General features: G+C 40.0%; 22 protein-coding genes. 7 read left to right on the top strand and 15 right to left on the bottom strand.

The window, feature by feature from the left end:
* Window positions 1-129 precede the first annotated feature (129 nt).
* A complete protein-coding gene (locus tag AC2SLL_RS04120; protein WP_486530429.1) occupies window positions 130-801 on the bottom strand; it encodes a heme exporter protein CcmB in 672 nt (223 codons plus the stop codon).
* Between the two features lie 38 nt (window positions 802-839).
* Window positions 840-1,748: a heme ABC exporter ATP-binding protein CcmA gene (gene ccmA, locus AC2SLL_RS04115; protein WP_486530406.1), complete on the bottom strand. Its 909-nt coding sequence runs from the start codon at window positions 1,746-1,748 to the stop codon at window positions 840-842.
* Between the two features lie 205 nt (window positions 1,749-1,953).
* Between ccmA and AC2SLL_RS04110 the strand changes: the two genes are divergently transcribed.
* Both AC2SLL_RS04110 and AC2SLL_RS04105 read left to right on the top strand, forming a co-directional pair.
* The gene (locus tag AC2SLL_RS04110; protein WP_486530405.1) at window positions 1,954-3,003 is read left to right on the top strand and encodes a type III secretion system chaperone family protein; all 1,050 of its coding nucleotides are present in this window, start codon (window positions 1,954-1,956) and stop codon (window positions 3,001-3,003) included.
* A 191-nt stretch (window positions 3,004-3,194) separates the two neighbouring features.
* Complete coding sequence (locus AC2SLL_RS04105) at window positions 3,195-4,100, top strand: histone deacetylase family protein (RefSeq protein WP_486530404.1); 906 nt, start codon at window positions 3,195-3,197, stop codon at window positions 4,098-4,100.
* Between the two features lie 290 nt (window positions 4,101-4,390).
* On the opposite strand, the gene mmsB is transcribed toward AC2SLL_RS04105, so the two are convergent.
* From mmsB to AC2SLL_RS04085, 4 genes are all read right to left on the bottom strand, one after another.
* A complete protein-coding gene (mmsB, locus tag AC2SLL_RS04100) occupies window positions 4,391-5,323 on the bottom strand; it encodes a 3-hydroxyisobutyrate dehydrogenase (RefSeq protein ID WP_486530403.1) in 933 nt (310 codons plus the stop codon).
* A gap of 609 nt (window positions 5,324-5,932) precedes the next feature.
* Window positions 5,933-6,946 (bottom strand): UPF0104 family protein, encoded by a 1,014-nt coding sequence (locus AC2SLL_RS04095; protein ID WP_486530402.1) that lies wholly within the window; start codon window positions 6,944-6,946, stop codon window positions 5,933-5,935.
* Between the two features lie 311 nt (window positions 6,947-7,257).
* Window positions 7,258-7,467, bottom strand: a complete 210-nt coding sequence (locus tag AC2SLL_RS04090; protein ID WP_486530401.1) for a cold-shock protein — start codon at window positions 7,465-7,467, stop codon at window positions 7,258-7,260.
* Window positions 7,468-8,007: 540 nt separating this feature from the next.
* On the bottom strand, window positions 8,008-8,217 hold the full coding sequence (locus AC2SLL_RS04085; RefSeq protein ID WP_486530400.1) for a cold-shock protein: 210 nt from the start codon (window positions 8,215-8,217) through the stop codon (window positions 8,008-8,010).
* 613 nt (window positions 8,218-8,830) lie between these two features.
* Here AC2SLL_RS04085 and AC2SLL_RS04080 point away from each other — a divergent pair.
* Window positions 8,831-9,292, top strand: a complete 462-nt coding sequence (locus AC2SLL_RS04080) for a universal stress protein (protein ID WP_486530399.1) — start codon at window positions 8,831-8,833, stop codon at window positions 9,290-9,292.
* Between the two features lie 177 nt (window positions 9,293-9,469).
* Here AC2SLL_RS04080 and AC2SLL_RS04075 read toward each other — a convergent pair whose 3' ends face one another.
* Window positions 9,470-9,889, bottom strand: coding sequence for a YbaN family protein (locus AC2SLL_RS04075; protein WP_486530398.1), 420 nt, complete (start codon window positions 9,887-9,889; stop codon window positions 9,470-9,472).
* Window positions 9,890-10,262: 373 nt separating this feature from the next.
* Between AC2SLL_RS04075 and AC2SLL_RS04070 the strand changes: the two genes are divergently transcribed.
* From AC2SLL_RS04070 to AC2SLL_RS04055, 4 genes are all read left to right on the top strand, one after another.
* Complete coding sequence (locus AC2SLL_RS04070; RefSeq protein WP_486530397.1) at window positions 10,263-12,377, top strand: carboxypeptidase-like regulatory domain-containing protein; 2,115 nt, start codon at window positions 10,263-10,265, stop codon at window positions 12,375-12,377.
* A 447-nt stretch (window positions 12,378-12,824) separates the two neighbouring features.
* A complete protein-coding gene (locus AC2SLL_RS04065) occupies window positions 12,825-14,723 on the top strand; it encodes a hypothetical protein (protein WP_486530396.1) in 1,899 nt (632 codons plus the stop codon).
* A 788-nt stretch (window positions 14,724-15,511) separates the two neighbouring features.
* Window positions 15,512-16,456 carry a sterol desaturase family protein gene (locus tag AC2SLL_RS04060; RefSeq protein ID WP_486530395.1) on the top strand — a complete coding sequence of 315 codons (945 nt, stop codon included), beginning with the start codon at window positions 15,512-15,514 and terminating at the stop codon, window positions 16,454-16,456.
* A gap of 61 nt (window positions 16,457-16,517) precedes the next feature.
* The gene (locus tag AC2SLL_RS04055; RefSeq protein ID WP_486530394.1) at window positions 16,518-16,688 is read left to right on the top strand and encodes a hypothetical protein; all 171 of its coding nucleotides are present in this window, start codon (window positions 16,518-16,520) and stop codon (window positions 16,686-16,688) included.
* 548 nt (window positions 16,689-17,236) lie between these two features.
* Here AC2SLL_RS04055 and AC2SLL_RS04050 read toward each other — a convergent pair.
* From AC2SLL_RS04050 to AC2SLL_RS04015, 8 genes are all read right to left on the bottom strand, one after another.
* Window positions 17,237-17,959 carry a PP2C family protein-serine/threonine phosphatase gene (locus AC2SLL_RS04050; protein WP_486530393.1) on the bottom strand — a complete coding sequence of 241 codons (723 nt, stop codon included), beginning with the start codon at window positions 17,957-17,959 and terminating at the stop codon, window positions 17,237-17,239.
* Window positions 17,960-19,267: a serine/threonine-protein kinase gene (locus AC2SLL_RS04045; RefSeq protein ID WP_486530392.1), complete on the bottom strand. Its 1,308-nt coding sequence runs from the start codon at window positions 19,265-19,267 to the stop codon at window positions 17,960-17,962.
* 282 nt (window positions 19,268-19,549) lie between these two features.
* Window positions 19,550-22,531, bottom strand: a complete 2,982-nt coding sequence (locus tag AC2SLL_RS04040) for a valine--tRNA ligase (RefSeq protein WP_486530391.1) — start codon at window positions 22,529-22,531, stop codon at window positions 19,550-19,552.
* A 242-nt stretch (window positions 22,532-22,773) separates the two neighbouring features.
* Window positions 22,774-23,268: a YbjQ family protein gene (locus AC2SLL_RS04035; protein WP_486530390.1), complete on the bottom strand. Its 495-nt coding sequence runs from the start codon at window positions 23,266-23,268 to the stop codon at window positions 22,774-22,776.
* A 36-nt stretch (window positions 23,269-23,304) separates the two neighbouring features.
* Window positions 23,305-23,745, bottom strand: coding sequence for a YbjQ family protein (locus AC2SLL_RS04030; protein ID WP_486530389.1), 441 nt, complete (start codon window positions 23,743-23,745; stop codon window positions 23,305-23,307).
* A gap of 24 nt (window positions 23,746-23,769) precedes the next feature.
* Entirely contained in the window at window positions 23,770-24,333 is a 564-nt protein-coding gene (locus AC2SLL_RS04025; protein ID WP_486530388.1) for a UPF0149 family protein, read from the bottom strand.
* Window positions 24,334-24,729: 396 nt separating this feature from the next.
* Window positions 24,730-25,005 (bottom strand): PA3496 family putative envelope integrity protein, encoded by a 276-nt coding sequence (locus tag AC2SLL_RS04020; protein WP_486530387.1) that lies wholly within the window; start codon window positions 25,003-25,005, stop codon window positions 24,730-24,732.
* A 222-nt stretch (window positions 25,006-25,227) separates the two neighbouring features.
* Window positions 25,228-26,793, bottom strand: a complete 1,566-nt coding sequence (locus AC2SLL_RS04015; protein ID WP_486530386.1) for a hypothetical protein — start codon at window positions 26,791-26,793, stop codon at window positions 25,228-25,230.
* Between the last annotated feature and the right edge of the window lie 96 nt (window positions 26,794-26,889).

Genomic DNA, 26,889 nt, shown 5'->3' with positions numbered 1-26,889 from the left:
GCAATAAGATAAACATTAAGGTAATTAAACCCATTATCATCGTAAACCATTGTTGTAATAATCTACCTAATACTCGCTTAGAAGTTTCTCTTAAGCTTTGTAGGTAAACTATTATAGCAAAAAAAGCACCTAATTAAGCCATGACATCTTAAGCGTCATGGCAATTACCCAAGGCATAATAATAATTGAGGCAATACTACCCGCAGCAAGTAATGCGAAAATAGGCAAGCCATTTAATCCTGACGCATATAAATCCACTGCCCCCGTCGCAAATATCAAAACGGGCAATTGCATTGGTAAGGCAATAAGTGGCACCATGACAGCACCGTTTTTTAGAGATAACGTTAGACTACTCGCAATTGCGGAGAGCATGAGTAACATTGGGCTACCCACTATGATTGACATCAATAATACTGCGGCATTGCTCCAAGAAAGACCAAATAATGGTACGGCAAGCAAACTTAATACTGCCACTAAGCCACTGCTAAAAATCCAATGAATGGTCAACCTTACTAATACCCAAATAGGCAGCGATGCCTTGGATACCACAAGCTGAGCCAAGGTACCATTATCAAAAGTCGGTTTAAATAGATCCTCAACACCCATTACTAAGGATAATAAAGCAGCTATCCATACCGCGGGCACGGCTAAACGCTGTAACAGTTGTGGCTCACTACCAACCGCTAATGGAAATAAAGTAATAATGACTAAAAATAGCACCAATGGATATAGCCACTGTACAGCACCTTGTTGTTTAACTTGCCATTCACGACGCCATAATTGCCGAGTTCCAATACCCATGTGATGATGCTGAGAGGTGCGCAAAGACGTTTGCTCTATCATTTTGAGACCTCTCGCCTGTTATTTAAGGTCTCATTTACCTTCTTATTTACTTTATCACCGTTATTTAATGGCTTATTGATATTTACCTGTTGACGGGTATGATGAGTTATGACAGTTGGACTATTGCAAAGATCGCTATTTGTGCTCTGCTCTAAATCTTCATTACCCTTATATGGCATATAGTCTTCATCTAACATATATTCAGGCACAAAATCGGACAAATTTAATTGTTTAGTTACGATATTAACCTGTTGATGGCTGGTCATAAACACAGCCCCACCTAAGTTTGCAAACTGCTGCAAGCGTTGCCCCAGTCTACCTACCATACTCACATCTAAGGCAGTAAAGGGTTCATCAAGTAACCAGATAGGAGTGTGTTGCGGGGTCATTAAATAAAGGCGGGCTAGCGTTACTCGGCGAGTTTGGCCTGCTGACAGCTGATTGCTACTCATATGCTCGAATCCAGTTAAACCTACCCAATCTAAAGCATCATTGATCTCATCTCTGCTAGGACTAATGCCGTAAAGATTCAACAAAAAAGTAAGGTTTTGAGAGACTGTCAGACTTGGATGTATGCCCAATTGATGAGAAACATATAACGGCGCATTGGGCATCTGTTCGATACCTTGATAAAACACTTTACCCTCAATCAGCGGTAATAAGCCTACTAACTGCATCATCAATGTTGTTTTGCCTGTGCCATTTGCACCAATTAGATGGCATATATCTCCAGAGTTTAGACACAAATTTACCTTCTGACAAAGCGGAAAGTCGCCACGTTGTACGGTCAACTCTCTTAGCTCTAATATACAACCCTTATCAGGATTAGCAGCCTCAGACTTATCGAGTTTACTGGATCTTTGGTCAATTTGTTTAAGTGTCAGTGGCATTTTTTGGTTTACCATACATGTTTATCAAGCGGTATAAGAAAGGAGATTTAAAGAGCAGATCCCCATAATCTACAGCTGCGAGACGACAGCTTGCATTTACTGGCTTTTTTTGTGACTTATCCACTATTGCAATATGTTTTAACGACGTCATATAAGTGAATAGCACATTGAAAGTAATAGTATAACAAACCCCGACCCATAACTAACCTATTGTCCTATTATGAGTTCAAATAAACCGAAAACACTATGGCAACGTTTGAAAAAAATATTTACCATTAACCAAAAAAAGACGGTTAAGAAGCCCTCCTCTTGCTCTGATGTTTCTTCTCGCTCTAAGACCTCTAACTCGTCTGATCCACTCTCAGCATTAGTAGAGATACAGAAGGCAGACAGTGATTCACAAGTGAACCATCGTCGCTTTTTTTTGAATAAACAGGATGATGTCAGCCAGCCTACACCCCTATCCCGTCAATCGGCTACTCAGAAGATAGCCTCAGAATCAGTAAATTTTAACCCTGACACCTCAAGCAATTTAATTCATAATCAAAAACAACGTAAACCCTCTCAGCAGCCCATTACCGACGCTGTTTTAGAGTTTTTAGAGACCAATAACCTATCGTATCATTATCATAAACCGACTAGCCAACATACTCGGCAGCGTGACGATGACTTCATAGCTGATTCCCTAACGAATGATACAAACCAAAATACAGCACAAGACAGCCACTCACGCCGTCATAATGTGCACCATATTTCGATGGCGATGAAACATTATAGCGAGCCAACCAACAACCAGTCTGGTCATCATTTTCAGCTCGAAAATGAGGATGATTTTCATAGCAGCGCCAGTATTATGGAGTGGGGATGCGTCATTCGTATTCATGAACATACCCAACTACTCGCTATGTACGGTATTTTGCCATTTCATTTGCCCAAGTCACATTTAAGTGCTGGATTAACACTGGCAGCACAGATTAACTATGACATGATGTTAGGGAATGTTGAGATCGACATTCGCGATGGCGAAATTCGCTTTAAAAATGCTTTAGATTTGGAGCCAATTATAGATACCAACGAGGGGAGCATTCCACCTAAGGTTATTAATTTCTTATTAAAAGGCGTCATAGCGATGACCTCGTCGTTCTCGCCTCTATTTAGTGAGCTGGTTATGAGTGATGCCGCAACGTTTGAATTGGAAAACACCCTTGAGCAGCTGTATAAAGCACAAAAAGAACATACTTTTTATATGGTAACCGATACTATACAGTAACCCATACAACCTGATTGTTTCTCCTGATTGTTTCTTAGGCCACACCATAATAGAGTTGCCTTGCAACTGTATTTGTAAAAACGAACTGTATTGATAACGCTATACTCTTTAAAACTATTCTCTTTAAAACCATTCTATTTAAAACTATACTCCTTAAAACCCTATTACCGAAAGCCCTATTCCCAAACCCTATGCTAAAAATCGCCTACTCGCCTATTTATAAATATAACGTACCTGAAAACCATCGTTTTCCAATGCAAAAATATACCCTTATTCCAGAACGTTTAATCAGAGAAGGTACGCTCACAGAAGATAACTTTTTCGCTCCCAAAAGGCTCAGTGATGCAGAGATACTAACCACCCATACTTCAGAATATTGGGATAAGCTTAAGCACCAAACACTCACTCGTAAAGAAGCCAGAGCCATTGGTTTTGAGATGACGCCTGAGTTGGTCAACCGAGGCCGTTATATTGCGCATGCTACCTATGAGTGTGCGCTGTTTGCAAAAGAGTATGGCGTGTCATTAAATATAGCAGGCGGTACACATCATGCCTTTGCTGATCATGGTGAGGGGTTTTGCGTGTTCAATGATGTTTGTATTGCAAGCAATCTTCTACTGGCGCGCGGAGAAGCCCATAAAATACTGATAGTGGATTTAGATGTTCATCAAGGTAATGGTAACGCCTCTATCATGGCGCAAGAGCCAAGAGTGTTTGTCTTTAGTATGCATGGGGATAAAAATTATCCGTTTCGTAAACCGCCTTCTGACTTAGATATTGCTTTACCGAATGATACCGATGACGAAACCTATTTGAATACGTTAAAACAGACGTTACCCCGACTTCTCAAGCAACATCAGCCCGATATGATATTTTATCAAGCCGCAGTCGATGTGTTAAAAACGGATAAGCTCGGTAAGTTGGCACTGACATTGACAGGGTGTAAGAGGCGTGATGAATTTGTGTTGAATCAAGCAAAAACCCATAACATTCCCATTGCAGTGGTCATGGGTGGCGGTTATTCAGCAGATATTGAGGATGTCATCGAAGCTCATTGCAACACCTTTAGATTGGCTAAAGCAATTTTTTCAAAATAAAGTAAGAAAGAACTGAGTACGTAAAAATTGAGTCATCAAATAGTGTCTATTTAACATATTCCCCGCTCAACATACGCTCCACTAAGTATAAAAAGGGCTGTATCATTGATATACAACTTTGCCATACACTCTTTTTGGATACAAAGTCTTTATAAACAACCGCTTTATACATAATCCTGCCATTAAATAATCGCAGGCCATAAGTCACAATTAAGGCAGACAAATGGCTAAACAATATTAGAGAGTATTTGCTAATAAAACAGGCTGTAAAAAAACCGCATAGCGCTTATTTAACGATCCAATACAGAGGGGTCATGCAAGGCCATGATACTGGAAAAATCTTTATCACCGTGCTCTTCCATATGCGCTTTATATACTTCAGTTGCACGAGCTCCCATTGGTAATTTTGCACCTGACGCTTGCGCAACCTGTAACGCTAAATTTAAATCTTTGTACATATTAGCACTTGAGAAACCATTCACATAATTACGATTCGATGGAACACCCACTGACATCACTTCTGGATATGGGTTATAGACTTCTATTGCCCAATTGCGACCAGAGTTGTGAATCATAATATCGGTCAAAACGGCAGGATTAACACCGTTTTTTCGACCTAAATTTAACGTTTCAGCAGCGCCGCTCATCATAATACCGAGCATCATGTTATTACAAATCTTAGCCGCTTGACCTGCACCGCTAGGCCCAGCATGATGAACTTTGGTGCCCATACACATCAAAATAGGCTTAACTTTAGCATATAAAGCATCATTGCCGCCCACTAAGAAGGTTAGCTTAGCAACTCTTGCACCGCCAATACTGCCTGATACCGGAGCATCCACATAATCAATCCCTAGCTTATTGGCTTGTGCGGCTAAACTTTTGGCCTGCTCAACTGCAATCGTGCTACAGTCAATCACTAAGGTACCTTTTGAAAGCTGTTCAAACACCCCTTTATTTGGGTTGTTATTATCCGCGGTATCTGTACCTAAATAAAGTGCTTGAACATGTTCGCTGGCACTCAGCATACTGACAACCATATTGGCACCTGATAAAGCCTCTTCAAGTGAAGATACCACTGTCACACCTGTTTTTGCCACAGAATCCCTAGCAACATTTGATATATCATATGCTCGAACATCATGGCCACGCTTGACGAGGTTCTGCACCATAGGTGCGCCCATATTACCCAAGCCAATAAATGCAATTTTAGCTTTAGCCATTTGTCATCTCCCTACGACAGCAACTTACCTATTTTTAATGTTATGATCATTCAATCATCATATTAACTCAGCTCATTTTAAGATAAGCATTAGAAGCCAAGCTCTCATTTTGCTTTAGAACCTATATTTATAAGCTAAAGTTAGGAGGTTTTTAGAATAAAATAAATCAATACGAGGCATTATCGAGTTAAAAGCTCGGGTTGAATAGTCACTCTATTTAATCCAATTTTAACGAAGTAGTGGCTTATTTTAGGCGAAAATAGCCAATTAGCGGTTATAAATACAAATTCTTACTTCTACTGCCCTACCGTAACATATATCGCAATGCTAGTAATTAAATAGTCATTAAAATTTTGGCATATGCGCTCAAGTCATTAAAAATAGTCGTAATTAACATAGTCTCAAGCTTAATGAGGCAATACTGGAGCCTTAGTAGAGTCTGTCGTTAACCAGTGATTACCTAAGAAAATCTAAACAGTTAAGCAGGCAACATCAAGCATTTAGCATTTAGCTCTACTTATCGTATCAGCAGGACATTCAGTCAGAATAAGGTAGAGCATGGTAAAGGGGTAATGAGGCATAAATAGCTCACAGATGGAATGCTATTATTTAACGAAGGCGCCATCTCAGCCAAATCTCATGTGCGATGAAAAATATAATAGCAAGTAGAAAAGGTAGGATGTAGTACAGTATCCGAAATACCAGTAATACAGCAAGTAGATAAGCTTTATCCACTTGCGGTAAAGAGGCAATCATCGTCAACTCAAACACCCCTAAACCGCCGGGGACATGACTTAAAATTGCCAATATCATAGACTGTACAAAGGCAGAAAACACCGTTAGATAACCAATGTCGACACCGTGTGGTAACAACATATACAAAACAAAAGCCACACTCGCCAAATCAATAATTGAGATAACAATTTGCTTTACTAGCATCGCCGCAGGGGGTAAGTCAAACCGCCAACCCTTAATTTTAACGTGCCGACCTGCCGTTCCTGACCACGCGACAATGCTAACTACTAATAACAATAGCCCAATCCCTAATCCGCGAATCGCTCCTGCATTACGAAAAACTTTAGGCACACTAACAGACATTTCGGCCATTTGAACATCAATTTGACTCATCATAATCACAGTCGCCTGTGGATTTATGGCTAAAGATAGAGCCACTAAGGTTGTAATACCAAAGGTAAATGCCATAGATACCAGCCACACCACATTGGCAATGTTCTCGGCTTTAATATTATTTGCCCGATACATTCTAAAGCGCACACCGGATGCCGACAATACTGCCAATCCAATGGTATGCCCAATGGCATATGCGACAAATGAGGTTAAGGCAACTTTACGAAATGGTAAAGTTATTTTCATATGTTTGAAGGCAATCGCATCGTATAAGGTTAATATCAAATAACCAAAAGCGACAATGAGTGTAGCAAGAAATATATCTGTGTTAGGAATTTGTTCTAGCGCTGATACTACGTCAAAAAACTTAATACTTTGCGTTAAACCATATAAGGTCTTGATAGCCAGTATAAATATCGCCAATGTGACTAAAAATAGTGCACTTCGCAATAAAATAACTTTAGGGGTCAAGACTGTTTTTAGGTTTAATGACATATTTTTAGTTTAAACAACACTCAAGCTTTATCATACCCGATTTTGGAGTAAACTGCGCTATTCGTTTTTACGGAATAAGCATTAATTTAAGATAAGCAGCTGATTTAAACATGAAATAATACACGAATCAAAAGCCTTTAAGCTAGGGCATGCCCTGTTGTTAGAAAAAAACTTTAAAACATAGCATGATTGCTATTCGAAAGCTTTAAACGCGAAATTTTAAACCAAAAAAAACGAGCCAGTGGCTCGTTTCTTTTTGACTGATTTAGAGACGTTTCAATAAATTGATATGACTCTAAGTTGTCTGGCTATTAGATAGCTGTAATACCGTGGGCTTGTGGGCCTTTAGCACCTTGAGTTACTGTGAACTCAACTTCTTGGCCTTCCGCTAAGGTTTTGAAACCTGAGCTAGCGATTTCGCTGTAATGAGCAAAAACGTCTGCGCCAGTTTCTGGAGCGATAAAGCCAAAACCTTTAGCTTCGTTAAACCACTTTACTGTACCTTTGATAGTATCTGACATATATATAATCCTAATTTTAAAACATAATGACCAATTTGGTCGGGTAACGCTTGAGCTACTGAACGGTAAATCTTAAAACGAAGGATTATAACTAATACTACGAGGTAATGATTTGCTGCAGGACTTCTCTTAAGCAGGAGCACAGTATATGCTTTGACCTTACATATAGCAAGCTTTATTTTAAATTAATTCTTAAACAATGACTTTTATGTTTAAATAAATTTAAAATAAAACCTACAGGTCTTACTGCATCTACGCTAGCGCTAATCTTAGTTTAAATAACTAAACTTAAAATAGATATTAAATAAAACCCAAAACACAATATTAGGAATGAATTATGAACAATGAATACGCACGAATATTAAAGAAGGATACTTAGTCACAACCATTTATAGATGTTACATTCAAATCTAAGACATCAAATCTCATATTCCAAACTTAAAACCAAAAAAAACGAGCCAATGGCTCGTTTTTTGTTTTTTATTGTATGAATCTACTGTCAGTTAATACTCATTGAATGAGCAGTGGCTGACCAATAAATTATACTGCGGTAATACCGTGGGCTTGTGGGCCTTTAGCACCTTGAGTTACTGTGAACTCAACTTCTTGGCCTTCCGCTAAGGTTTTGAAACCTGAGCTAGCGATTTCGCTGTAATGAGCAAAAACGTCTGCGCCAGTTTCTGGAGCGATAAAGCCAAAACCTTTAGCTTCGTTAAACCACTTTACTGTACCTTTGATAGTATCTGACATATATATAATCCTAATTTTAAAACATAATGACCAATTTGGTCGGGTAACGCTTGAGCTACTGAACGGTAAATCTTAAAACGAAGGATTATAACTAATACTACGAGGTAATGATTTGCTGCAGGACTTCTCTTAAGCAGGAGCACAGTATATGCTTTGACCTTACATATAGCAAGCTTTATTTTAAATAAACTTTAATAGTCTTAAATTTTTGGTAAAATAATACTCTATAGTGAGCCTAACTGCTTACTGTAGAATGCCTTGAATAAATAAAATAGTGAGTAGTTCCATTGAATTGTCCCTCCTATTGACAGTAAAGGTATGCTCATGAAATATTGACTAATTGGTTAACGCCATCATTGCATCTTAATACAAACCAACCAGACATACTAAAGGTAGGTTAAATTCAACTCTGTATTGCTTAGATACTATATGTTTTACTTATTAGATACTATTTGTTTTAAATACTATTTTTCTAGATGCTATTTTGCTATACACGACTTGGCGACTTAGCTATACACGAGCTGCATTTGTCATATATTATAGAAACGAGTCTTTAATAGGACTTACCGACTCTCATACTCCAATCCTTTTTTATTCATTTATAGGTATCACTATGAACTATCAACATATTCTGTTAGTTACTGACCTACGTGCAGATGCTGATATTGTCGCTAGAAAAACCAAATACATTCATTCGCGCCAAGATAAGGCTCATCTTTCTGTACTACACATTGTAAAAGATACTGTTGTTGGGTTTGGTTATGAAATGGTGCCTGCTGCTAGTCTTTACGATGAAATAGATGATGAACGTTGTGAAAATGCAAAAACTAACATGGTCAAGTTTTTACAGCGCAATGGCTTGGATGCAGATAGTCAGGAAGTCACGACTGCTATTTCGAGTAGTGAAGGTATTATTACCTACTGCACAAAAAATAATGTAGATTTAATCATCATTGGTCGACATGAGCGTCATGGCTTGTCTGCTTGGATTAACGGGGCAACAGTCGACAATATTATGCCTAATGTACCTTGTGATGTATTGGTTGTTAAACTTGATAAACCTGTAAAAGACTAAATTACCATATAGCTTATAGTTAGTGCGTAGCGTGGCTTATAATACTTCAATAAATAAAGTTTATTGTCCGCTTCCTGCTATTAACTGCTCAACATTAGCAATGAATAGCCTTTTAGATCTTTACTCAATCTTTTTGTTCGGTACTCATAGCATGGGGTAATCATAGCATTGGGAAAGTCAGGCATCAGGGAAGCGCCATAAATAAACACCCACAGTTAAGCACACCAAAGCGACCATCCATGCTACCCAAATATACTTATCGGGTACGGTAAAGAAGAGCATGGTGCCCGAGATAGTCATCATTATACACGCCAGCCATTTCGCTTGGCGTGGCACTGCTCGACGATCCTCCCAATCTCGGACATATTTTCCCATATATCCATGATTAATCAACCAAAGATAAAAGCGTTTAGACCCCCTAGCCCAACAAGCCGCGGCCAGCAAAATGAATGGCGCCGTTGGCATGACTGGCAATACAGCACCGATAACGCCTAAAATAAAAAATAAAAATCCCAATACTAAATATATCCAGCGCATGTGCGCGTATTTGGAAGGGTTAATCTTGCCAGTGTATTGAGTTTTGTTGGGTTCAGTCATAAATCCTCAGGATTAAATTCAAACTTAAATAGCGCTCTTTAATATATTGGCAAAATCTACAATATATAAAATCGAACACTGCTGCACTTTCCTTTTTCTATAAATATGCTGAAAGGCTCAAGCAGCACTGTTATACATTCTAAGCAAATCTTTGAGATTGACCCTATCTACATTAAAAGTTATTATTTAAAACAGATACTTCAAATAGACACTGCTGTAAGAAACTATTAACAATATTTCTATGAAGCAGTTGACTTTGATTTTATCGTCATTAGGGTCTACTACTTATTAGTGTGGCCTACTGGCGCTATATGCAACTAAAGACTCGATAAGCCTCTTCTCTTAACCCTACTTAATAATAAAAGATTGACTGATGAATAAATTTAATATATTAACAGTAAGTATTATCGTGGCAGCACTTAGTTTGCCTGGCTGTGGTGGTGATGACTCAAATAACGCCAAAATCAACCCTGATATTGGTACTCCTAATGACGGTACTCCTAATGACGGTACTCCCAATGACGGTACTCCGGATGATACAGTAGATTCTAAAGGCATATCGTTGGAAGGTCAGGTCACTAATAACTCGGGGAATCCACTAGCTGGTGCCACTATAAAAGTTGGTAATAAGACGTTAACCACCGATAATAACGGTGGTTATTCCATAATTCTAGATGCTGACGACGACAATGACAATATAGTGGTACTGGTTAAAAAAGCGGGGTATTTAACCACGGCACGAGAGATAGCTGCGACTAAAGAGGGCGCTTATAAACTCGATATACAGCTGTCAGAAGATCAAGTAACGACTGCTTTTGTGGCCAGCACAGGTATCGATAATTTACCTGTGTCAGGTGCTAAAGTAACTATTCCTGCTAACAGTGTAGTGGATGCTGATGGCAACCCCTATTCTGGAACCGTTAACATTGCCGCTAACTACTACAATCCAGACTCTATCGAGGGTGCGCAAGCATTTGCCCAGCCTTTTGCAGGTCAGAATGCTGATGGTAGTAATGAGACAAGCTTAGTCACTGTTGGTGTCATTGATGTTAAATTGACTAACCCAAGTACAGGTGCAGAGTTAGACCTTAAAGATGGCGCAAAAGCAACGCTAGAGTTCCCTGAAGCTTCAACGGATCAAGATTTAGAGTCTATACCATTATGGTATTACGATGAAGATAAACTAATCTGGGTTAAAGATGGTGTCGCAACGCGTCAAGCAGACGGTAGTTATACCGGCAAAGTATCTCACTTTACTTTATGGAACCTAGATATTCCAGTGGACCTATACCCTGCTTTGGTCGAAGGGTGCTTTATTGACCATGAAACTAAAAAACGTAGAACTGCAGGAGTGTTCGCTACTATTAAAGGTCGGGGTTTTAAAAACTCTGGCAGTATTGACGCTAAGGGTAACTTTAGCGTGCAAGTGCCTATGAACACACCTCTAACCTTAGTACCTGCCTTTGACAACAACAGCTTTAATGCTATTAAAATCCCTGCTCTAGCTCAGGATGCCGTATATAAAATTAATGACGGTAATTGTATTGAGGCTACTAAAACCAGTTATGATAGCTTCTTCACTATCACAAATGAGTTTACATCATCACTACCTGCTGCGCCCATAGTTGTCACGCCTAACCCAGAACCTACAACGCCTGAAGCTCCATTTAAGCCACCTTTAGAACAGAATAAGGAAGGCATTATAGGATATGCTTTTGAGATTGATACAGACTCTGATTCTAAGCTTGAGAATGTATATTTTAATACGTTTCGTGCGTTAACTGACAGTGTTGCCTATTACCTTGAGTCTTTATATACAACAGTCAACTCCGAAAACATCGCCGAAGATACTTCATATGATGACCAAGTACTTACACGTCAGGGCTTGAGTCAAGAAAGCTCAGTATCTGTTGTCGATAACAACAAGATTGAATATCAAATACTGGGTACAACCGTTAGAGGCAACCAACTTGTACATACTCTAGACAACGGCTTCAGAAGCATACTTACCTTTAACGATAAGTCGCTATCTGGTCTAAAAATTGGTAATGTATTATCTTACAATACTGATATAGAAGACTTTCCTAACTCTATTGTTACTACTTTAAACAACTTGCCTTTTTCCAAAGGTACTTTCAGTGGCAATGCCAGTTGCAAGGTTATACGTTCTATAAATAATAATATGGATCACATCTCCTTCTCTGAGCCTGAATACAATAGTGATTTTGATAAAGAAGCCAGTTTTTTAGATATTAATCCCATTAAAGGTACATGGGCAGGTATCCCTTGGGCTGCTGGCAGAGAAGCGGATGATGACGGCACATTTGAAGCCATCGTTAAATCTGGCAACTTAGTATATAGTGGCGAATATACGAAGAGTGGGTTTGAAAATCTGAGTGTTGAGGATCAAAACACTTGTGCTTACTATAACGAAGCGGCTAAAGATCAAATTCTAGACGCTTTACGTACCGCCTATCCCACCCTTTAACCCTCTTTAAACAGTCTTACTTATTAAACCAACCGCCCATAGCATAGTATGGGCGGTTTTTCTTTGTCATACAAAATAGAATTAGCGTATAAGAACAATAGAAAATAGAGTTAGCGTTTAAGAAATGATGAATTGTATCTTTCGACCTTCTTTATCGCTAAATTAGCCAATCATAGAGGATTGATTGACACTATCTAGCCCTGAGCTAGACCTGAGGAATCAATGTCATAAAAATTTAATCACTGTCATATTTCTTTAATGTTAATTAAATATATTAAGTTTGCTGTATTGTTATATTAATATTTGTTAAAAGTAACTGCTCCTACAGTCTACGCAAAGAGAAGAGATGCGCCTAGCTTTAAACCCCCTTATTAATATTTTTATGTGAGTTTTAATTGGCAACGAGACTTAAGCAATCTTAGATATTTCAATTAAAAGGACATTATCATGGACAAACTTGCAACTTACTCAGGAAACAGACTTAGAAAAACGCTTTTAGCCACGTTTATATCCCTCTCTTTAGCAGCCTGTGGTGGGGGTTCAGGCGGTGGCTCTGATGGTGGGAACACCGTACCTAATCCTAAAAACCCAACGGATCCAAAGCCGACTAACCCAAAGCCGACTAACCCAAAGCCGACTGACCCAAAGCCGACTAACCCAAAGCCGACTGACCCAAAGCCAACTGACCCAAAGCCAACTGACCCAAAGCCAACTGACCCAAAGCCAACTGACCCAAAGCCAACTGACCCAAAAGCAGATATAGCCGATGTCTATGATGCAAGCAAAATACCTGCGCTACCAACGCCTGCGCCTAACTTAATTCAAAATGCCAGCTTTGAGCAGCCGATTAAAAATAATTGGCGTCGCTGTGGCAAGCTTGCTCAAGTTGTGACGTTAGCAGATGCGCCAACTGGTAAGAAGGCCGCCCGATTTACCAGTTATGATCCCGAAACGGAAGAACAAGCCAGTTGTGTCGAGTTTGATGGTCAAGCTATCTTTGAAACCGATTTTAACCTTGACCCCACTGCTGATGAGTACACCTTGAGCTTTAAAGCCAAATCTAATGACATCGAAAACTTAGAGAAGTCAAAGCTTAGCATTCATATCAGTTATGATAGTAATATAAAACCTGAGTTTTTTAGCGGTATGAAAATAGGCGAACTGCCGTTGCATATTCATGGTTGGTCAACATTTAAATATACCTTTACTCGTGCCGATCTTGAAAAGCTGATGAAAGAGTATGGCGTACCGGTACGCTACGACAACCTAAAGCTTACCTTTTATAGCGAATTCCTAGATAAAACTGAAATCTATGTTGACGATGTCAGATTGGTAAATGGGCGTGAGCTCTTACACCCTTTCAAGCCTATGCCGGCTGATTTACGCAATAGCCTAGATCGTGTGCTTATCTGGGATAGTAATAAACGTGCCATTGCGTCAATGACTGTAGGTGGACGTGATCTATATTATGAGAGAGATGCCGGGAAAGCATTTGATGTGGTCGGTAAATACAGTGATGATTTTGAACTGCTGGGTAGTACCTATTACTATAATCCTGCCACCCCTACAGATAGCAGAGTACTGCCTGCAAAAGGGTTTAATCTTTGGTCGTTTAATTTATTTAAACCAGAAGTTAAGCCTTTCCCAACTAAGTTTGAAGGTATACCTGGGATGTTTTATGCCGATGGAGATGGCGAAAGCACTTATGCTACCGGTTATGAGCTCAGCAAAATATCTGCCAACAAAGCACAAGATCGCATCGCCTTTAGTGCCGGTTCAATGTTCTGGACGCCTAGCGGACCCGTAGGCACTTCCGCTCATACTTTTGTCGATATTTATGACCATAGTGGTAAAAGAAAAATTGGTAACATAAGTGGTACAAGAGGCACTTTTGCTCCTGATGGCAAACTGGCGGTTATCAACTATGACCGCAGCAAGTACGATGAAAACGTTGTCTTTGCCGATAAGGATGGTAAGCCCAATCTCGATAAATCATTCAACTTTAGTGCCAAAGATATCGCTTGGTCGCCAGACAGCAAAAAGTTAGCAATGATTGCTGAACCTACTCTTGATGACTATGACAATGGTCACGACAACGCAAAAAATTTACAGTACACTGCGATGTACATTGAAAACTACGATAAGCAAAGCATAGAATACGCTGGCATGCTTGAACAAGGGGGAGACTTATTAGGTATGCAGTGGACACAAGACGGTAAATATATATTGTATTCAGTACAAATAGGTACTAAGAAGAAGCCTATATACCAGATTCGTTGGATGAATCCTGAAACTGGCGATATCGGTGTGGTCACTCACAATATATCTGCGTATATATTGAGTTAAAATCTTTGATTATATGATGATGAAAAAATCCGCCCATAGCATACTATGGGCGGATTTTTATTAACTTACTTTCTTTACGTTATATTTGTCTAAATTTTAGCTTTAATGAGGGTTGAGAGACTATTTATCAAATATTGGCACACAGATTACAATGGATTTACCTAGCTTCTTTAACGCTGTTAGGTTTTAAACCGTGCTTTAAAAAACATACGTACAGTGTAACTTCATTGCCTAGCAACAAAATTAAATTAAACCTCCTAATTGAACCGTCTATTACAAATACAGTCTAAGTCAATTGCCCGTCATACCACCTGCCATTCCCGTAACGGTACAAGCTGTAAGGAAAATTGGACTGGTTAGGATTAAGGTAAGTGTGAGTTTAATAGTTGTCATGATAGATCCTCTAAAGATAAGTTGAATAAGCTCTATTGTCTCTTTAAATACGCTCTATATATATAAAAAAACCGTTACAGCGTATTGCTATAACGGTTTTTTAGCCCTAGGCAAACTAAAAACGAGCTTATTTCAATGCATGAGTTTTAGATACTATTGTCAAAGAAGTCTAAATGGTTACAAGGCAACTGAGTACAAGTAGCAAGTAATACGGGAGTAGGCCTAACGAAGTTAACGCCGCAACCGTTTAGTCGAAAGGATTAGGACAAGTCTCCGCCTTTATTGCCTTGGCTTTAGGTATCCTTAGCTCGCTTACTGCGCTGTGTTTTTTATTCCCTAATCTGCTCACCACGCCAGATTTTAGACCCTTATATGATACAAATATTTTACGAGGCATGTTATTTGCCAGTATCGTTATTGGCTTTGGCTCAGGTGTCATCAGCCTACTGCGTAATCCGTCTAAACGGTGGGGCATGGCGGGCATGTTACTCAATGCCCTTGCCGCCCTGCTCGCCTCAGGACAGATTGAACCCAATTATTACGACCGTAGTGTGTATGCAGGCTTGGACTACTTTATTCTAACCCTGTTAATTTCCGCGTTGGTGTTTATTCCAATGGAGCGGTTTTATGCTAAGTATAAAGAGCAAAAGCTGCTACGATCTGGCTGGGTAACCGACATTAAATACTTTATGTTTAGCCATTTGGGTATTCAGCTACTCAGTTTTTTTACCATCATTCCTGCACAAATGTTATTTAACCAGTGGCTTAATCCCACTTGGCATCAGCTCGTCAGCGGTCAGCCTTTAGTGCTGCAATTTATAGAAATTCTAATTGTGGTGGATTTCTTTAGTTATTGGATTCATCGCACGATGCACGAAGTCCCGTTTTTATGGCGCATCCATGCGGTGCATCATTCTTCGCATCAAATGGACTGGCTGGCAGCGAGTCGGGTGCATGTGTTTGAGCTGATTGTGAACCGATTTATGGGTTATATACCGTTATTGTTTATGGGCTTTTCTCCCGCGGCAACCTATGCTTATTTGGTATTCATCTCTTTTCATGCCATTTTTATTCATGCCAACGTCCGTTTCCGTTTTCCCTATTTTCGTTGGCTGCTTGCAACGCCAGAGTTCCATCATTGGCATCATTCGTCAGAAAAAGAAGCATGGGATAAAAACTTTGCCGCATTTTTACCCATTTATGATGTGATATTCAAAACTGCTCATCTGCCCGCTCACCTACCCAAGAAATATGGGACGACATCAAATACAAAAGTTCCTGAAGGTTTTGTGGCGCAAATGGTCTATCCGTTACAAAATGAAAAACGTAAGACAAATTGATTTAGCTATACAGATTTAAATATAGGGTAGCTGTTCCCGCTTTTTGCTTGTAGTTGGCAGGGTGTGGCGCACAGCGCCTAAGTCTAGCGGCGTTCCAACATTCGAGCGACCACCGCTAGCCAAGGCGCTGTATGCGCCACACCCTACCAAGCTACCGCGTCAATCGAGGCTAAACCGCTCCTACGGCATGGCTTGGATTGATTATCAACAATCACCCGTATTACAAGCATGAAAAACCGCTAAAGCGTAAAGCTATAGCGGTTTCTTCGCCCTATGCAAACTAAAAATGAGATTTTAGGTGCTAAGGATGAGTTGTAAGATAATTATAACTACCTGGAAGGTATTATGCAAATATGCATAATTTAGTTTAGACACATCAAAAACAGTACAGTTTAAAGTAATTTAGGTGGTTGTAAAATAAGTCATTAAATGTGATCAAGATCACTTTGTTAATGGAATGACCAAAACTTAGATTTTGATTAGTTTATACCAAAGCTGTGGGTAACCGACTCTTTCTTAATTTAAGTTTTGTAACGGTCTAAAGTTCAGGCATTAAAAGATCCCTCAGAGATTGGGGCTGTAGCGGTGTGAATTTGATATGTGTTTTTAGCTGTAAGTTAAGACTCTAATACTTTTTTATACTAATATAAATTTGCGGTCAAAGATAAATCTAAGCTATTAAAAATGTAATATTTCTTTATGAGTAGATACTTTACATAAATAAGTTTTCAAAACTTACTAATGAATAATGTAGCCACTATGTACTGTAAATGCTGATATTTAATCAGCACTGTATTCAACACCTACAATAGTATAATTATCATTAGGTTTTCTAGTTTTACAGAGCTGGATAGTACTAAATAAAAAATTAGAAAACTCTTTTTCCTCCATTGATAAATTGCGAAACTCTGATTTAGAAACGCTTTCATAAAAGCCATCGGTAAGTAAAACTATTCTATCTAATCCCTCTAATTCGAATTCCTCTATTTGCACGTCAAAACCTGACTTTATTCCTAATGCATTCACTATAATATTTTTTCTAGGATATGTTTCAGCATCTTTAGCAGATATCAATCCCTCTTTTAAAAACATATTAACTTCAGTCTGATCTTCTGTTAATTGTTTAATACCATTACCTCGAAGGAGGTAAACTCTTGAATCCCCTGAATGTGCTACATAGACTTTATTTTTCAGTATATAAGCTACACTTAGAGTTGTTGCCATACTGGAGTATTCAATCTTTTGCTCACTATGGTCAATAACAGCTTCATGAGCTATATGAAAACTTTTTTCTAAAGCTTCTTTAATAGATGATAATTGACTGAGTTGTAAGAAACTGTTGATGAAGGTTTTCACAGCTAGTTTAGAAGCTATATCACCTCCTCTGTTACCACCAACCCCATCAGCTACGCCAAGGATTAAATCATCACCTGTAGAAAGACTTAAATAGAAGTCCTGATTATCCTTTCTATTACCTAGACCAGTAAAGTACAGTGGAAACATCTATGCATCTCCTGAGAAATACTGTTGCATAATTTCTGGCAGGTCTTCTAAGTGGCTGCCAATAGAGTTTTCTAAATGATTAAAACGATATCTTACATCATCTCCTATTACTTTAGCCTCCATGACAAATCGACGACATAAATTATTCGAAGCATTTTGAGCAAGATTTACAAACTTTTGCTCAACATACCAACGGTTATGGCTTGCCCCCATAAGTAATAAAGCAAGTAGTATATTTGCCCTAGCTCCTAAATCAGAAATATTTTCGTAAAGTATATCAAGATGTACTGCTATAACATCACATCTACTAAAAACATGACTGACTTTTCTTACCCAATTAGAATACAAGTTCGCAAAATCTTTAGCTCTTTCGGGGTTATTTAAGATTTTTTCTACAATCTCATTAGTTATACTATTAAAAATATAATAGACATCTTGAATATCATTTGACATCTCTAAATAGTTGAACAGCTTTATTAGTGTGCTATTGTCATATACATTTTCGTTCTTAAGATAGCTACGATAGTCAATACTCTCTCGTGAAATAGTAGCAGCACTGTCTATATTACTTAAACTTTCAACGAGAACTTCTCTTAAGTCTTTTACATTTTGAAACCTAGCATTAGGGTCTTGACGAGTACAGATTTCAATTATATCTCCTGCAATTGCTCCAGTATCATATATAACTTGACAAGGAACTCTATTTTTAGTCCTAAAAAAGTCATGTAAGATACAACCAAATGAATAGATGTCTGATCTACTAGATGCATTCTTTAATTCTTCAACTATTTCGGGTGCAGTATAGAAGTCACTACCCATCCTCATACCCGTTTGAGTTAAAGCTGAGATTTGAGTGTCTTTAATTGAAACTAAACCAAAGTCGCTTATTACATACTTATCACCAATTAAAAGTATGTTTTGAGGCTTTAAGTCTCTGTGCTGTATATCAAGTGAATGTAACTCTTCAAGACCTGCCAAAATATCTAGCAATATTTTTAATATTTCAGTTCTATCTGTAATCTTATTTATCTGCTTATCTAAAGAGGTTGTAGCTAAAGGCATAATATACGAAGGTGGATCTGAATCTATATCTGCTTCCAATATGGGCATAATATTAGGATGTACAATCTGAGACTGAATTCCAACTTCTCGCTTAAATCTCTTTTTCACATTATTTAATAAATCCTGACTCAAGTTTGAATCCATTGGATGAAATGTTTTCTTAGCACATTGAGTGCCATCAGGATATTCAATCAGCTCAACTACACCAAATCCTCCATGACCAATCTGTTTAACAGTATCGTACATATATAAACCTCATTTAATATTTCATTTAAACTTCCATCTGCTGTATTAGTATTAAGCCAAAAAAAATATTTACCCTTAATTGAAAATTTAAACCATTTATTAAGCTTAAACCGTTAGAGCGGTTTAGCCCCGATTGTTGTGGATATCCTTGTTTGACCATAGTTTGCAGTGACTTAGCTAGGGGCGTTATCGCTGAGTCAGGAACAACACTAGCTTGTAGTCACAGCTACTGTGGGCAAGCAAGATAGGAACAGAAAGCGGGAATTGCTACATATTTAATAACTACAGCGCCTCTAACTGCGCCATCTGCTCACTCATCACTTTAAGCTGACCTTCCAGCTCCTCAAGCTTCGCCTTCTCAGCCTCAACAACCTCCGCAGGCGCTTTACTCACAAAACCCTCATTACCTAGTTTACGAGCGATACCATCAGCTTGCTTTTGTAGCTTCTCTTGCGCTTTACCCAAACGTGCCAGCTCGGCAGTCGGGTCAATTAGCCCTTTCATTGGGACTAAAATACGTAGTTTACCGACCATACTCGATGAAGAAAGCGGCACATCTTCTCCATCTTTCACGATAGTCAGACTTTCGACTTTGGCAAGCGCTTTAAACTGGTTTTCGATACGGTTTAGACGTTCAGTTTCACCCTGAGTAATATTCTCAAGTAACACAGGCAAGCGCACCGCATTACCCAGTTTCATCTCACCGCGAATATTACGCACGCCAGCGATAAGCGCTTGTAGCCATGCCATGTCGGCTTCGACCTGCTCGATGATTTGGCTATTATCCGCTTGTGGATAGTCGGCAATCACGATGCTGTCGGTGTTTTTACGATCAAGCAAGGGCGCAATAGTCTGCCAAATCTCTTCGGTCAGATACGGCATAATCGGATGAGTAAAACGTAGCGCCGTCTCTAATACGTTAAGTAGCACGTAACGAATTTGCGCTTTGCGCTCATTGCTGACGCTGTCGTCATTGAGACTGGCTTTGGCAAGCTCCACATACCAATCGCAATATTCATTCCAGATAAATTCATAGATATCTTGGCTGACCATATCGAGGCGATATTGGGCAAAATGCTGATGGATATTGCTGATGGTCGAGTTAAGACGACTCATAATCCATTTTTCAGGCAATTCCCATACGTCGGGGTTGGCGCTTTGGTCGATGGGTAATGCGGTTACCTCTTCGCCTTCTGCCACTTTATCAACACAGTTCATGAGTACAAAACGACTGGCGTTCCAGATTTTGTTGGCAAAGTTACGATAGCCCTCAACCCGTTTTAGATCAAAGTTGATATCACGACCCGTACTAGCTAAGGATGTAAAGGTAAAGCGCAACGCATCGGTACCAAAGGCAGGAATACCTTCGGGGAACTCTTTTCGAGTTTGTTTTTCAATCTTTTTGGCGTCTTTGGGGTTCATCATGTTACTGGTACGTTTTTCGACCAGTGATTCGAGGTCGATACCGTCGATGAGGTCAATCGGGTCAAGCACGTTACCTTTCGATTTCGACATTTTTTGACCATTACCATCACGCACTAGACCATGTACATAGACGGTTTTGAACGGTACTTGTGGGCTACCATCCTTATTCTTCATAAAGTGCATGGTCAGCATAATCATGCGAGCCACCCAGAAGAATATAATGTCAAAGCCAGTGACCAACACACTGGTCGGGTGGAACGTCTCAAGCACTCGCTTGTCATCCGCACTGTTATTAACAAGCAGGTCACCCCAACCTAAGGTACTAAATGTCCATAATCCTGAGCTAAACCATGTATCTAACACGTCTTCATCTTGACGCAATTCCACGCTATCGTCTAGATTGTACTTTTGGCGTACTTCCGCCTCGTCACGTGCCACATAAATGTTGTCGTCATCGTCGTACCAAGCAGGGATGCGATGACCCCACCACAGTTGACGGCTGATACACCAGTCTTGCAAGTCGGTCATCCATGCCATATACATATTCTTGTATTGGGCAGGCACAAATTCGATGCGTCCGTCTTCCACCGCATCAATCGCAGGTTTGGCAAGCTCTTCAACCGCCACATACCATTGATCCGTCAGCCACGGTTCAACAATCACGCCACTACGGTCACCACGAGGTGCTTTAAGTTGGTAGTCTTCGATGTCTTCTAGCCAGCCCTCGGTTTTGGCTTGAGCAACCAATTGTTTACGAGCTTCAAAACGCTCGAGTCCTATGTAGGCTTCGGGTGTTGCTTCAAGCTGTGGATCACGGGTTTGCAGGTCTGGATAAATCTCCATCGCTGGCAAGATATGGGCATATTTATCAAAGATGTTAATCAGCGCCGTTTCATGACGACGACCCAATTCATAATCATTGAAGTCGTGCGCTGGGGTGATTTTAACCACGCCCGTACCAAACTCGATATCGACATAATCATCAGCCACAATCGGCACTTCTCGACCTGTAATTGGCAAGGTAATGGTTTTGCCAACTAAGTGCGCATAACGCTCATCTTTTGGATTGACCGCAACGGCTGTATCGCCTAATAAGGTTTCAGGGCGAGTGGTTGCTACGACTACATGATCTTTGCCGTCTTGGGTTTTAACCGATTTATCCGTAAAGAAATAACGGAAGTGCCACAACGAGCCTTTTTCGTCATGGTTTTCAACTTCTAAGTCCGATAATGCCGTTTGGAATTTCGGATCCCAATTCACTAATCGTTTACCCCGATAAATTAAGCCATCTTCATGCAAACGCACAAATACTTCTTTAACCGCATTGGACAAGCCCTCATCCATAGTGAAGCGCTCACGTGACCAATCGACCGAACTACCTAAACGGCGGATTTGACGGGTAATGTTATCGCCCGACTCTTCCTTCCACTCCCATACTTTGTCAATAAAGTCTTCGCGGGTCAGGTCAGTACGTTTGATGCCCTCGGCATTAAGGCGACGCTCAACTACCATTTGCGTAGCGATACCCGCATGGTCGGTGCCCGGTTGCCAAAGCGTGTTGTCGCCTAGCATACGGTGATAACGGGTTAAGGAGTCCATGATAGCGTTGTTAAAACCATGCCCCATGTGCAAGCTACCTGTGACGTTTGGTGGTGGCAGGGCAATAGAGAACGACTCCTTGCTATCAAAGCTGGGTTTAAAATAGCCGTTATCTTCCCAGCGCTGATACATACCTTGCTCGACATCGCTTGGGTTGTAGGCGTTTTCTAATTGTTTTAAAGCAGATTGGATGGAGGTGGTTAGTTCAGTTAAATTTGTATTTGCGTTGGGGTTGCTCATAATAGAATTGTCTTATTTTTGGTGGTCTTTTGAATGGATAGATTGAATAAAGTTAATGATAGAGTGATTTTAACGCAGATTAGCGGATTTTGTTAGCGTCATATCAAATCAACATAGAGTAGAGTTATATATCCCTATTTTATGGTTAACGTTTAGATATGAAAAAGCTCAATCACAACAATGATTGAGCTTTGGAAACCCATCTTGATGATAGAATAACCACATTTAACGAATGACTAAAATCAAACCATCGGCAACGGTGGCGGAATCTTCGGATTATCAATGGTATAAACTGCTGTACCATAAGCAATGGCTTCGACCATACTGCCCGTTGCATTGATACTGGTTACCTCTAAACGTATCCCAAACACTTGATTATAGCCCATAAATTGAGCTTCAAGCTTCATGCGTACTAACGCTTCACGCCTGGCACGATCCAGCAGCGTCTCGTAGGTCACTAGGTTTTTGCCAAATAAGTTAAGAATCCCTGCCACAATCATCTTGAAGTAATCTTGCGCAATAACCACACTTCCTATGACCACAGCACCTTCGGTATCAGGGGCAATAGTTGGCCGATAAAACCGTTCGCTAGACACAATAATATAACCCAACTCTTTTTCAGAAACCGCCAATTGACGCAGGTGATCTTGTTCATTATAACGGCCAAAAAACCAGCCAATGGCAAATAGGCCGATAAAAATGAGGTTATTCATTAAAAAGTCGAACACTATATCCATGACTGAAACGCCCTTTAGTAAAATTAAAAAGTAACGTTAATGAGTGTCATTGGATGACGGTTTAGCGGGTAATATGGGCATGGGAGGTAAACGATTCCTCTCAGATTGAACAGCGTGAGATTGCTCTAGGTCATGATGCGACTGATAAGGCTCTGAGGGTAAGGGCACCGCTTTGACTGCCGTGCCATATACAAATAGCTCTGATGCCCCTTGCGCTATGCTGGAAGTAGAAAAACGCAACCCGACGATGGCATCAGCGCCCAAAGCTTCCGCTTTTACTTTCATACGCTCTACTGCTTCTTGGCGGGACTCCTCAAGCAGTTCAGTGTAAGCAGTCAACTCACCACCAACGATGTTTTTTAGACCTGCGAATATATCCTTACCCACATGCTTTGAGCGCACTGTACTGCCATAAACAACATCTAAGCGCTCAGTAATTGTATATCCCGGTAAGTGCTCTAGGTTTGAAAGTTGCATAGTATTCTTTATCCAATCAAAAAATCAGTCATCCGTGTTAAACAATAAAAACAACTCACTTAAATTGCCTTCAATACTGTTAGCCATTTGCGCCAGCGCATCTTCATCGCGGCGAATTTCTGCCAACTCCTCATTTTCGCCTGTATTGCCTTCAGCATCAATGGTATCGATACCACTAAAGACCATCATCGGTAGCGTTAACATAGCAACATCTTCGGCAGTGTCTTCATCGTCAAACCAATCTACATTTTCATCACCGTACATGGCATCTACAAAGCCAATTGACCATGCAGTTAAATCGGACTCAAAGGAGAAATCTACTTCGCCGCTATCTTCATTGGCTTCAAGAGGTAATTCAACGCCCTCTTCGCTTTTTAACTTTTCAAAAAGCTCATCTCGCCATGCTTCAATAGCTTCTTTTACGCTGTCATCCACTTTATTGTCTTGGCCTTCAAACAATAATGAAAGCCAGTTCGGCAGGGGCTTACCTACCAACGTCGCCATTAAAAAACCATGGGTGGCGATACTATCTAGACCATGTTCATTGGCATCAGAATCGAGGTAATCTTTTAGGTCATCTAAAGTCATCGTGGTATCTTCTTATAATGGTTGTTTTAAAGAGGTCAAAGATGTGTCTGTATCTGCGTGCTTATCGCTTAGACACTTAATATAGAAGCTTGAAATCAAAATATTGAAACGTTTAAAAATTGGATGAGTTTGGCGGTCGAATTATCAGATAACACGTATATTCAGTAAATAATTAAACACATGGTTAATAGGGTAAACGGTTAGTTTAATAAAGTAACTTGTAAAAAAATAGCTTGCAAGATAGCAAACCTCTGGCTTGGCTACAAAGCGTTACCATGGTTAGCAATGCGCGATAAATATTGTTAAGCAAATCCCTGTTATAGGGCTATATAAGATTATGTAACCTTATATAATAATAAAGGCATTATAAAATGAGGGTATTACATAATAAGGGTATTAAACGTCGTCATCCTCATCATCTTCTACAAGATCATCGTCAAAATCGTCGTCGCTAAGATCAAGGTCATCATCGTCTAGGTCATCATCAAAATCATCGTCAAAACCATCTTTTAACTCACGCGCCAGACGCTTTTCCTCTAACATATTGTCAATAAGTCGGCGCTTCTCTAAACTGGTTAAAACGGCCGTTGTATCTGGCTCATCCACCTTTTTTGCGTCATCATCATCATCGAAATTATCATCATCGAAATCATCAATATCATTATCACTCACGTTACTGTCCTCTTGATTTGTTATCTAACAATTAAACCATTTGAGTGTTGACGGATTTTGTTGGTTGGTTTTTGCTGCCTGAAATTATATGCGAATCATCTTATAAAAATCATCAACCATCAAGTGTTATTTTTACATTGTCATAATCTGCTATCAATTATAGCCATCAAACTTAGCTAAATTCATTGTGATGGCTGTTGTTTCAATATCAATGCTCAGAACCTAACGCTGACCGGATAACAATACAGCATTTCTTACCTCAACTAGCCGCTGCATCATCGCATCACTGGTGCCCTTAACAATAGAGCAATCACGTTCATATACTGTTGTTGGGTTGCTTAAATTTTCCAATTGCATATGCCCGCTAAGCTGTTTCACACCTTCAGTAGGTAATAATGCAAGCACGTCATTGGCTTTTGCTCTATGGCGCACGACTTGTTGCATCTCTTCAGCCACTGCGTCATCACTCACACCTGCATAGACTTCTAAAGCAAATCTTTGCAATTCACGGTGCTTGATATAGGTCACTTGATTGAGCATAACAAAAACCTTGGCAAGCATCACTGCGGCTAAGGCTGCCTTGCTGAGGCTACCCCTGTTTATAAATTCAACATTGGCCCCATTAGCATCAAATATGGGTTCATTGTTAATCTTAACGCCGTATAGCAACGGCTGCTTTAATAGTTCATCAAGTGTACGCTGCAACAACTGAGTACATAGAGCAAAGTATGGCTTTGATTGCTCAAGCGCAAGTGTCCCAATCAGCTTACTTGGATCGTGGAAACGAATTTGCACTGTCGCAACCTCTATGGGGCGATTACTCATTAAAACTTTACGTGGATAGGGAACGGTAGCCCCCTGTCGCATCGTACCGCTTGCCGACATGTGTTGGGGATTACCTTCGATACCTTGACTGCTTGCGTCGCCTTGTCTGTATCCTCTTGATGACGTACTGATGCTATCAGAGGGCGCATTATCATCATTTAAAGCAGCATCGATGTCGTCATTAGCAAATTTTGAGTCGTTATGTGTCTGCCTTGCCGGTGCGTCATCTCTATTGTCTTCGTTAGCACGTTGACCATCCTCTAGGGTGTTATCGTCTTGATGGGCTTGTACATATTGATTGACAGCTTGATGGACATCAAAACCTGTATTGCTCTCATTAACGGTGTCAGTCAAGCCATCGTCATAGTCTTCAACCTTGTCATCCGGCAGCCGACTGCGACGTGAGCGACTAATAAACCTAGAGCCTTGCTGCTCAATCAAATGATCTTGAATATCTCGGCTCAATGCAGCAAGCTGCTCACGTGTTGGCCGTGCCATATAGCCATAAATGAGCCACAATAACAGATGCACGATGAAGGAGCCCAAAATGTATATCCACTGAGAGGCAATGATTTCGCCTTTGCTCGTGTCCCGTAGCGTCAAGGTTACCTTACCGATAACATTGTCGCCTAGAATCACTGGCTGAGAAATCTCATCACCACTCAACAGTTGCGCTTGACCCGTTTGCAGCAGCACGTCATCGTCGATATCTCGAACTGTCACGCTTGCAACATGGTTTTCACTGGTATATCTACCCGTCAAAACACTTAAGCTGACTTTGTCTTTGCTTAACAAAGGCAGTTTAACTTCGTCAACGAGCTGAACTAACATCCGCTCTGCTGTCTGCTTTTTAAGCGCATCAAGCTGTTGATCGGTGCTGATAATCAGCAACGTCGCTTGAATAAAAAAACTAATAAGAATAATTATGGCAAACAGGCCTTGCCGTGGCGCTAAATACGTCATGTTATGCTAAACTTTTGTAAAAGATGAGGGGGTGCTCTAATTCTGGCACGTCCTATTATTCCTAATCTTGCGTACGCTTACAAGGGGCTTAGCTGA

The sequence above is a fragment of the Psychrobacter sp. CX97 genome, assembly GCF_057396285.1.
The sequence above is the reverse complement of the archived record's forward strand: the minus strand, read 5'-3'. Positions and strand labels throughout refer to the sequence as shown.

Coding starts and splice junctions, on each gene's coding strand:
- AC2SLL_RS04120 (WP_486530429.1), bottom strand. CDS start 801: ATGGGTATTGGAACTCGGCAATTATGGCGTCGTGAATGGCAAGTTAAA.
- ccmA (WP_486530406.1), bottom strand. CDS start 1,748: ATGGTAAACCAAAAAATGCCACTGACACTTAAACAAATTGACCAAAGA.
- AC2SLL_RS04110 (WP_486530405.1), top strand. CDS start 1,954: ATGAGTTCAAATAAACCGAAAACACTATGGCAACGTTTGAAAAAAATA.
- AC2SLL_RS04105 (WP_486530404.1), top strand. CDS start 3,195: ATGCTAAAAATCGCCTACTCGCCTATTTATAAATATAACGTACCTGAA.
- mmsB (WP_486530403.1), bottom strand. CDS start 5,323: ATGGCTAAAGCTAAAATTGCATTTATTGGCTTGGGTAATATGGGCGCA.
- AC2SLL_RS04095 (WP_486530402.1), bottom strand. CDS start 6,946: ATGTCATTAAACCTAAAAACAGTCTTGACCCCTAAAGTTATTTTATTG.
- AC2SLL_RS04090 (WP_486530401.1), bottom strand. CDS start 7,467: ATGTCAGATACTATCAAAGGTACAGTAAAGTGGTTTAACGAAGCTAAA.
- AC2SLL_RS04085 (WP_486530400.1), bottom strand. CDS start 8,217: ATGTCAGATACTATCAAAGGTACAGTAAAGTGGTTTAACGAAGCTAAA.
- AC2SLL_RS04080 (WP_486530399.1), top strand. CDS start 8,831: ATGAACTATCAACATATTCTGTTAGTTACTGACCTACGTGCAGATGCT.
- AC2SLL_RS04075 (WP_486530398.1), bottom strand. CDS start 9,889: ATGACTGAACCCAACAAAACTCAATACACTGGCAAGATTAACCCTTCC.
- AC2SLL_RS04070 (WP_486530397.1), top strand. CDS start 10,263: ATGAATAAATTTAATATATTAACAGTAAGTATTATCGTGGCAGCACTT.
- AC2SLL_RS04065 (WP_486530396.1), top strand. CDS start 12,825: ATGGACAAACTTGCAACTTACTCAGGAAACAGACTTAGAAAAACGCTT.
- AC2SLL_RS04060 (WP_486530395.1), top strand. CDS start 15,512: ATGTTATTTGCCAGTATCGTTATTGGCTTTGGCTCAGGTGTCATCAGC.
- AC2SLL_RS04050 (WP_486530393.1), bottom strand. CDS start 17,959: ATGTTTCCACTGTACTTTACTGGTCTAGGTAATAGAAAGGATAATCAG.
- AC2SLL_RS04045 (WP_486530392.1), bottom strand. CDS start 19,267: ATGTACGATACTGTTAAACAGATTGGTCATGGAGGATTTGGTGTAGTT.
- AC2SLL_RS04040 (WP_486530391.1), bottom strand. CDS start 22,531: ATGAGCAACCCCAACGCAAATACAAATTTAACTGAACTAACCACCTCC.
- AC2SLL_RS04035 (WP_486530390.1), bottom strand. CDS start 23,268: ATGGATATAGTGTTCGACTTTTTAATGAATAACCTCATTTTTATCGGC.
- AC2SLL_RS04030 (WP_486530389.1), bottom strand. CDS start 23,745: ATGCAACTTTCAAACCTAGAGCACTTACCGGGATATACAATTACTGAG.
- AC2SLL_RS04025 (WP_486530388.1), bottom strand. CDS start 24,333: ATGACTTTAGATGACCTAAAAGATTACCTCGATTCTGATGCCAATGAA.
- AC2SLL_RS04015 (WP_486530386.1), bottom strand. CDS start 26,793: ATGACGTATTTAGCGCCACGGCAAGGCCTGTTTGCCATAATTATTCTT.